This is a genomic window from Candidatus Avelusimicrobium faecicola, assembly GCA_900540405.1.
Lineage (GTDB): Bacteria > Elusimicrobiota > Elusimicrobia > Elusimicrobiales > Elusimicrobiaceae > Avelusimicrobium > Avelusimicrobium faecicola.
Genome location: UQFW01000059.1, coordinates 1 through 7,826, shown reverse-complemented (window position 1 = coordinate 7,826; position 7,826 = coordinate 1). Strand labels below are relative to the sequence as shown.

At 50.1% G+C, this 7,826-nt stretch carries 7 protein-coding genes; 3 read left to right on the top strand and 4 right to left on the bottom strand.

Annotated elements, in window-relative coordinates; genetic code table 11:
* Positions 1–332 precede the first annotated feature (332 nt).
* The 4 genes from ACQY18_RS05960 to ACQY18_RS05945 are packed head-to-tail and all read right to left on the bottom strand — an operon-like array spanning position 333 to position 3,382.
* Positions 333–1,409, bottom strand: a complete 1,077-nt coding sequence (locus ACQY18_RS05960) for a tetratricopeptide repeat protein (RefSeq protein WP_176777341.1) — start codon at positions 1,407–1,409, stop codon at positions 333–335.
* Positions 1,410–1,452: 43 nt separating this feature from the next.
* Positions 1,453–1,818, bottom strand: a complete 366-nt coding sequence (locus ACQY18_RS05955; RefSeq protein ID WP_428039206.1) for a response regulator transcription factor — start codon at positions 1,816–1,818, stop codon at positions 1,453–1,455.
* Entirely contained in the window at positions 1,815–2,333 is a 519-nt protein-coding gene (locus tag ACQY18_RS05950) for a gamma carbonic anhydrase family protein (protein ID WP_176777343.1), read from the bottom strand. Before ACQY18_RS05950 ends, ACQY18_RS05955 begins: the two co-directional genes overlap by 4 nt.
* Positions 2,330–3,382 carry a flippase-like domain-containing protein gene (locus ACQY18_RS05945; protein ID WP_176777344.1) on the bottom strand — a complete coding sequence of 351 codons (1,053 nt, stop codon included), beginning with the start codon at positions 3,380–3,382 and terminating at the stop codon, positions 2,330–2,332. The genes ACQY18_RS05950 and ACQY18_RS05945 overlap by 4 nt, the downstream gene beginning before the upstream one ends.
* 87 nt (positions 3,383–3,469) lie before the next feature.
* On the opposite strand from ACQY18_RS05945, the gene uvrA reads away from it, so the two are divergent.
* The 3 genes from uvrA (at position 3,470) to ACQY18_RS05930 (ending at position 7,779) form a co-directional block, all read left to right on the top strand.
* On the top strand, positions 3,470–6,391 hold the full coding sequence (uvrA, locus tag ACQY18_RS05940; protein ID WP_428039205.1) for an excinuclease ABC subunit UvrA: 2,922 nt from the start codon (positions 3,470–3,472) through the stop codon (positions 6,389–6,391).
* 1 nt (position 6,392) lies between these two features.
* Positions 6,393–6,884 carry a Cys-tRNA(Pro) deacylase gene (gene ybaK / locus ACQY18_RS05935; protein WP_428039204.1) on the top strand — a complete coding sequence of 164 codons (492 nt, stop codon included), beginning with the start codon at positions 6,393–6,395 and terminating at the stop codon, positions 6,882–6,884.
* 73 nt (positions 6,885–6,957) lie between these two features.
* A complete protein-coding gene (locus ACQY18_RS05930) occupies positions 6,958–7,779 on the top strand; it encodes an RDD family protein (protein WP_428039203.1) in 822 nt (273 codons plus the stop codon).
* Positions 7,780–7,826: the final 47 nt, after the last annotated feature.

The following is a 7,826-nucleotide window of genomic DNA, read 5'->3' as shown; positions in this document are numbered from 1 at the left end:
GGAAAAATGTTATTTTTCCCCTTGTGCGTTAATCTCTAAACTTACCAAATGCCGTCCGCCGTTGCCGTTCTTCCTTGGCGTTGCCGTGCAGAATAGTACAAGAGTAAGTGTTGGTAGCATGATTTTTCAAATTTAAGAAGATTTTGCGCCGCTAGTTTAGGCGCGGTAGCCTGCAAGGGCTCCAAGCCTAAAGGCGGGGCAAAAGGGCTTAAATTTGGAAAATGGTATGCCCATCAAACGCAAACAAGGGGAAAAATGTTATTTTTCCCCTTGTGCGTTAAAATCGCCACTTACCAAATGCCGTTATCAACAGCCGTTATCAACAGCCGTTATCAAGTGTAGCTTTCCAGGTAGGTATGCAACCCCTCTCCTTTCGCCTGCTCCACTCCCGCCGCATACAACTCTTCCGCCTCCGGCGTTTTGCCCAGCGCATACAACACTTGCGCCAAAGACAGTTTCGTCAAAATCTGGCCGCGTTTTTCGTCGGAATTATCAAAAAGCACTTTGGCTTCCTGCAAATCTTTTAAGGCCAGTTCCAATTTATTTTTGCGTTTCAAAATATCCGCGCGGCCCCACTTTACAAAGCCCAAATCCACCGTATCGTGAATAGACGAATAGAGCTTATCGGCGGTGTTATAATGGCGCAGGGCTTCGTCGTACTTGCCTTGTTGGCGCAAACCGTTTGCCATGCCGCAGTTGGTATAGGCTTTGCCGAAAACGTCCTCGCTTGCGCGGAAGATTTTTTCCGCCAATTTGTAATTTTTAACGCAATCGTCAATTTTACCGCAAATGCGGCTAATGCCGGCTAACCCGCAATACCCGTAAGCCAAATTAATATCGTCCCCCGCTTTTTTAGCCAGGCGGATAGACTCCTTAAACTGGCGGATGCCGTCTTCAAAATGGCCCTGTAAGCGGAAAATGCCGCCCTTGGCCCAACAAATAAAGCTCATACCGGCCCAATCTTTTTGCTGTTCGTAATAAGAAAGCACCACATCCAGCATATCCAGTGCTTCTTCCAAACGGCCCCACGCGCGCAAGGCCATGCCCATTTCCTGCATGGAGCGCACGGCGTAATCGTCCATTTCCAGTTCGTTCGCCATTTGTAAGGATTCGTCGGCCATTTCGTACGCGGCGGCGGAGTGCCCCAACGTGCGGTAGCAGGCTGCCAAGGCGAGCAACGCATCCATGCGGCCTTCGGCATCTTCGCAAATAGCCAACGCCTTGGCATAACTGGCAATAGCCGCTTCAAAAGAGCCTAACTGGCGGTGCGCCTCGCCCTCCAAAAACCGCATGGCGGCATCTTTTGTTTTTACCTGTTTTAACAGTTCCAACACTTTAGACGGTTGGTTGGCATCTAACAATTCTTCCAACAATTCCGGCGTGGGCCGGGTGCTTTTTTGGGTACTCATACGTCACCTCGCTTGAAAAACGGCCCGCAACCGGGCCGCTTGGTTAAATATGCAAATATTTTTTTATCTCCGCCATGGTGGAGGCCAAATCATACGGTTTGGGAATAAAATAATCCGCCCCGGCTTGGGTGGCGCGGTCGCGCGATTCGGGGTCACTTAATGTGGACATTATCACCACCGGAATTTTCCAAGTGGAGTTGTCCGTTTTTAACAATTTACACACCTCAAAACCGCTTAATTTGGGGAGCATTAAATCCAATAAAATCAAATCCGGCTTGTGCTGTTTGGCCGCCGCCACGCCTTTTACGCCGTCGGGCGCCCAGATGACTTCCACGCCCTCTATTTTTAAGGCGCCGCAAAGGGCCGTTGCCAGTACCTTGGAGTCTTCCACCAGCACTACTTTTTTCATGCCATTTCCTCGCACCGGTCTTTGTAAATTTTAGCCAGGCGCTCGTATTCGTGCGCGTTATGCAAAACGGAGTTGATTTCGTCTTCGTCCAGTTGGCGCACCACTTTAGCGGGAACGCCCAACACCAAAGACCCGGCCGGAATATTTTTCCCCGCCGTCACCACACTGCCCGCGCCGATAATGCAGTTGGGGCCGATTTCACTTTCCAACACTACCGCGTTCATACCGATTAAGCAGTTATCGCCTATTTTGGAGCCGTGTACAATGGCCCCATGCCCCACCGTCACGCCCGCGCCGATTACCGCCGGGCAGTTATAGTTTACATGCACGCAGGCGTTATCTTGGATATTACTGCCCTTTCCCACGGTAATGGGGGCAATATCCGCGCGCAACACGGCGCACGGCCAAACGGACACGTTTTCTTCCAGCGTGACGGCCCCCAACAAACAGGCCGTTTTATGTACATAGCAAGAGGGATGTTTTTTAGGCACTAATTCGTCAATTCGTTCTCTCATTTGGAAACTCCCGGAACAGATTTCTTTTTATGGGGAATATGCCCTTCGGAAAGTTGGAGCCCCCAGTAAATAAAAATGCTTACAATGCCGGGCAAAATATAATACACCACCCGGTAAATCAGGGTGGCCATTAAGGCGGCATCCCAATTAATACCCATTTGCGCATAAACAGCGGTCATGGCCAGTTCCATGGCGCCCAAACCGCCCGGCAGTAAAGGGATTAGCGTGGTCACCATGCCAACGGCAAACCCGGCCACCAACACCCCTGCCGTAATATGCACGCCCACGGCGCGGAAAGCAAAATATAAAACTAAAATAGTAAATAACCAATCGGCACACACATAAATAATGGTCCAGGTCAGTTTTTTCTTTTTCTTGTGGATAAGGTCAATGCCTTCGTCCAGCTGGTCTACAAAGTTATCGTACTTGCCTTTAGGGATTAACGCGCGGAAAACGTGAAACAGCATTTTGTTCATCAGGCGGAAAATACGGCGCACCCATTTGGAGCGCCATTCGTCATTAAACAAAAACGCGGTGACGGCTACACACACCGCACACATCACCACAATTAAAATGAAATTTTTTAAGATTTGCAGTGTAGTGGCGGAGCTATTCAAAAACAACAGTAAAGAGCCTTGCAAAATAATTACCGCCAACACAAAATAAAGCAATACTGTAATAACAATACTGGCCGTCACGCACATACCAAACGGCACGCGGCGGCGGTTGAGCAGGTGGGCCCGCAACGCAAAGCCGGACACCCCCAGCGAAGACACCACATAATTGACCGTAGTGGACACCAGCGCAATCCCAATAGCGGCCCCTTTGCCGATTTTGTGGCCCATAATACGCAGGACTTCGTACAAGCTAAGCCCCATAGCCACATAAATCAAAGCGGAAGATAAAAGCGACAACCCCAAATACAGGGTGCTTACTTCGCTCCAAATTTTTACAAAACTGTCTTTGGCCTGATAGACCAACAGCCCAATAATCCCCAGGGAAAGCAAGCCCCCCAGCGCATATAATAAATATTTAACCGGTTTTTTCATAACGGAACCTTAAAGTATAAATTAAATAAATTGTACAATTTATTAAAGGCTTTTTGGGCCTATTTGACTATTTATTACAGGATTTTTATGAAAAGCATTAAAGTAATCGGCGCGAAGGGACACAATTTACGCAACATTACGGTAGAAATACCCAAAGACAAAATGACGGTAGTGACGGGCCTTTCCGGCTCCGGCAAAAGCTCGCTGGCATTTGACACCATTTACGCAGAGGGCCAGCGGCGGTATGTGGAAAGTATGTCCGCCTATGCGCGGCAGTTTTTGGAACTGATGGAAAAGCCGGACGTGGAACATATTGAGGGGCTCTCCCCCGCTATTTCCATAGAACAGCGCAATCCGTCCAAAAACCCGCGCTCCACGGTGGCCACCGTCACGGAGATTTACGACTATCTGCGCCTGTTGTTTGCGCGTATCGGCCACCGCCATTGTCCCCGTTGCGGGCGGGAAGTGGAAGCCTGGAGCGTGCAGGGCATTACGCAGGATATTCTTAAAAAATTTAACGAAAAAACCGTTTATGTCTTATCCCCCCTCATTCAAGGGCGGGCCGGCACTTACGAGGAACTTTTCGCCAAGCTGAAAAAAGAGGGTTATGTAAAAGCGCGTGTGGACGGCACCGTGATAGAAGTGGCCCAACCGCCTGTGTTGGAACGCTATAAAAAGCATACCATTGAGCTGGTGGCGGACGAAATTTTTGTGGAAGAATTTGAAAAAGAGCGTTTAAGCGAAAGTTTGGAAAACGCCCTCAAATATTCCAAAGGACTCGTGCATATTTTGGAAGAAGGCGAAAACCCGCGCGAATTTACTTATAGCGAAAACAACGCCTGCGCCCATTGTGGCATTGGGTTTAGTGATTTGGAGCCGCGCCTTTTTTCGTTCAACTCCCCCTATGGGGCCTGCCCGGACTGCAACGGCCTGGGGCTGAAAATTGAAATTGACGAAGATTTAGTCGTGCCGGACAAAACGCTCTCCATTAATGGGGGAGCGATTGCCGCCTGGCACAACCCCGTGACAACCCGCACCCACCGTTGGAAAAGCTCCTGGAGCGGCTACTATTTTGACATCTTGCAACAAGTCTGCCGCCAAGGCCATATCAATATGAACACCCCTTGGGAAAAACTCCCCAAGACCCAGCGCGATTTACTGCTCTACGGCGCGGGAGGGGCCAGTTATACATCCGTCATTTCGGGCGGGGAACAAGCGTTTGAGGGCGTTATTACCAACCTCAAGCGCCGCTACCAGGAAAGCGAAAGCGATTTTGTAAAAGAAGAAATCCACGACCGCTTTATGCGCGAAGTGACCTGCCCCACCTGCCAGGGCCAACGGCTCAAGCCGGAAGCCTTATCCGTCTACATTAACGGCAAAAGCATTGTGGATATTACGTCTATGCAGGTATCGGCCGCGCTTAACTATTTTAACAACTTGCAATTAACCGCCAAAGAGCAAACCATCGCCAAAGACGTATTAAAAGAAATTAAGGCCCGCCTGGGTTTCTTAAACAGCGTGGGGCTGGCTTATTTAACCTTGGACCGCAAAAGCCAAACGCTCTCCGGCGGGGAAGCCCAGCGTATCCACCTAGCAACGCAAATCGGCTCCGGGCTGACCGGGGTGTTATATGTACTGGACGAGCCGACTATCGGCCTGCACTCGCGCGATAACGACCGCCTGATTGAAACGCTCAAAAACTTGCGTGATTTAGACAACACGCTAATTATTGTGGAACACGATAAAGACACCATTTTAGCTTCCGATTATGTGGTGGAAATCGGCCCCGGGGCGGGCGAATACGGCGGGCAGATTGTAGCCGCGCAGGAAACCCCCAAATTTTTGAAAAACGAAAAATCCCTCACCGCCTCTTACTTAAACGGACGGCAGATGATTTTGCCCCGCGCCGAACTGCGCCCGGGGAACGGAAAATACTTACAAATTTTAGGGGCACAACAGTTCAACCTTAAAAATATAGATGTCAAAATTCCGCTGGGCAAATTTGTATGCGTGACCGGGGTTTCCGGCTCCGGCAAAAGCACGTTAATCCACCAAATTTTATACCGCGCACTGGCCCAAAAGTTTTACGGCGCCAAAGAGGCCCCCGGCGCCCACCGCGCCATTAAAGGGTTGGAAAATATAGATAAAGTAATTATTGTGGACCAAAGCCCCATCGGCAAAACGCCGCGCAGTAATCCGGCCACTTATACGGGCGTGTTTTCCCACATCCGGGATTTATTTGCCGAAATGCCCGAAGCCAAACGCCGGGGCTACAAGCCGGGGCGGTTTTCATTTAACGTAAAAGGCGGCCGGTGCGAAAAATGCCAAGGGGACGGAATCTTAAAAATACAAATGCAATTCCTGCCCGATATTTATGTAAAGTGCGAAGAATGTGCCGGCAAACGCTTTAACGAAGACACCCTGCAAGTAAAATTCAAAGGCAAAAACATTGCCGAGGTACTGGATATGAGCGTTTCGCAAGCGTTGGATTTTTTTGCCGCCATTCCGCGTATCCAACGCATTTTGAAAACCTTAAATGACGTGGGCCTGGGCTACATCAAATTAGGCCAAGCGGCCACCACGCTTTCCGGCGGGGAGGCCCAGCGCGTAAAACTGGCGGATGAACTTTCCCGCAAGGGCACCGGCAAAACGCTGTATATTTTGGACGAACCCACCACCGGGCTCCACTTTGCCGATATTGATAAACTCCTGCACGTTTTACACGGCCTGGCCGATAAAGGCAACACCGTGCTGATTATTGAACACAATTTGGACGTTATCAAAACGGCGGATTGGCTGATTGATTTAGGGCCGGAGGGCGGCGATAAGGGCGGCAACATTGTCTGCCAGGGCACGCCGCGCCAAGTGGCCGCCTGTGCCGGGTCCTACACCGGCAAATACCTCAAGCCGGAATTGGACGCGGTGGACGCATTTTTGAAAACGCACCCGCAGGCCCAACTCCACACGCCCCAAAAGAGCGCCGCCAAAAAACCGGGAAAGAAGAAATAATATGAAAGAAAAACTCCACAAAACTAATGCCGCCCGCCATTTGGATACGTTGGGCATACCGTACGAATTAATATCCTACCCGGTGGACGAAGACGACCTGGGCGCCCAGCATGTAGCCGCCGTCACCGGGCAAAACCTGGCGCAAATTTATAAAACGCTCGTTTTACGCGGTGAGCGCACCGGGTACTTTGTGTGCGTGATACCGGGGGCGGCTGAATTGGACTTAAAACTGGCCGCCAAGGCCGCCGGGGATAAATCCTGCCAAATGCTCCATGTAAAAGAGCTTTTCCCGCTGACGGGCTACCTGCGCGGCGGGTGTTCCCCCTTAGGTATGAAAAAATTGTTTCCTACCTTTATTCACGAAGATTGCATTTTGTGGGATTACATTTTTGTAAGCGCGGGTTTGCGCGGCCTACAAATTAAAATCAACCCGCAGGATTTGTTAAAAGCCGTACCCGCCCAAACGGCGCCTTTGTGTGCGGACGGGTACTAATTACTTGCAAAAACAAGCGCAGGTTCTTATACTATAAATAGAGGATTTTTTACAAAAAAGGGGGTTTTTATTTATGTACGCAAGCATTTGGAAGCGTTTTTTTGCATTTTTAATTGATGCGGCTATTTTTGCCGTATTGTTTTGGGCCGTGGCGCACGCCGCCGGCTCCGGCACGGCGGCTATTACCTTGGTCGTGGTGATTTGGCTGTATTATGCATTGTTGGAAAGCTCCCCCATGCAAGCCAGTTTGGGCAAAATAATCGCCGGTATTAAAGTGGTGGACCACCGCGGCCGCCGCCTGACATTTTGGCAAGCTACGGAGCGTATTTTATCCAAACTGGTCACGAATTTAACTTTTTACTTCGGCTTTTTTATGGCCGCGTTTGACCGCCGCAAACAAACCCTGCACGACCGCATCAGCCATAGCGCCGTGATACTCAAAAATGCGGAATTTGACCCGGACGATTTTATAGAGGAAGAAGAAACTTCCCTTACTATGGTGACGATTGTTTCCATTTTACTGGCGATTGTGTTTGTTTCCGCCCTGTTAATGACGGTCAGCCTGCCCCAATATAAACATTTGGCCAACAAAGCGCAAGCCGGCCTGGTGGCAACGCAAGTGGCCCAAATACAAGCCGTACAGGCCGAGCGCGTGCAAGCCGGGGCGGACAGCGCCGTTTGGAACGGGGAATTTGAAAACTGCCAAAAACTCACTCCACGCATTTTGAAATGCTCCGGCTTTGAGGTTTATTTAGTGCCCACGGGCATTACTGCCGCGGTGCGCTCCCCGGCCGGGGATTTGCTCTACACACTTTTTAAGGCGGATAACCAAAACCGCGTGGTCTGCACGCCCGTCACGCCGGAAAGCCGCACATTCTGCAAAGAATTATTATAAGAAATACAAAAACCGCAAAGCCCCTCATTACAGAGGGGCTTTTTTAT

What these genes read in the sequence shown, in the direction of transcription:
- ACQY18_RS05960 (WP_176777341.1), bottom strand. Translation starts at nt 1,409, where the DNA reads ATGAGTACCCAAAAAAGCACCCGGCCCACGCCGGAATTGTTGGAAGAA.
- ACQY18_RS05955 (WP_428039206.1), bottom strand. Translation starts at nt 1,818, where the DNA reads ATGAAAAAAGTAGTGCTGGTGGAAGACTCCAAGGTACTGGCAACGGCC.
- ACQY18_RS05950 (WP_176777343.1), bottom strand. Translation starts at nt 2,333, where the DNA reads ATGAGAGAACGAATTGACGAATTAGTGCCTAAAAAACATCCCTCTTGC.
- ACQY18_RS05945 (WP_176777344.1), bottom strand. Translation starts at nt 3,382, where the DNA reads ATGAAAAAACCGGTTAAATATTTATTATATGCGCTGGGGGGCTTGCTT.
- uvrA (WP_428039205.1), top strand. Translation starts at nt 3,470, where the DNA reads ATGAAAAGCATTAAAGTAATCGGCGCGAAGGGACACAATTTACGCAAC.
- ybaK (WP_428039204.1), top strand. Translation starts at nt 6,393, where the DNA reads ATGAAAGAAAAACTCCACAAAACTAATGCCGCCCGCCATTTGGATACG.
- ACQY18_RS05930 (WP_428039203.1), top strand. Translation starts at nt 6,958, where the DNA reads ATGTACGCAAGCATTTGGAAGCGTTTTTTTGCATTTTTAATTGATGCG.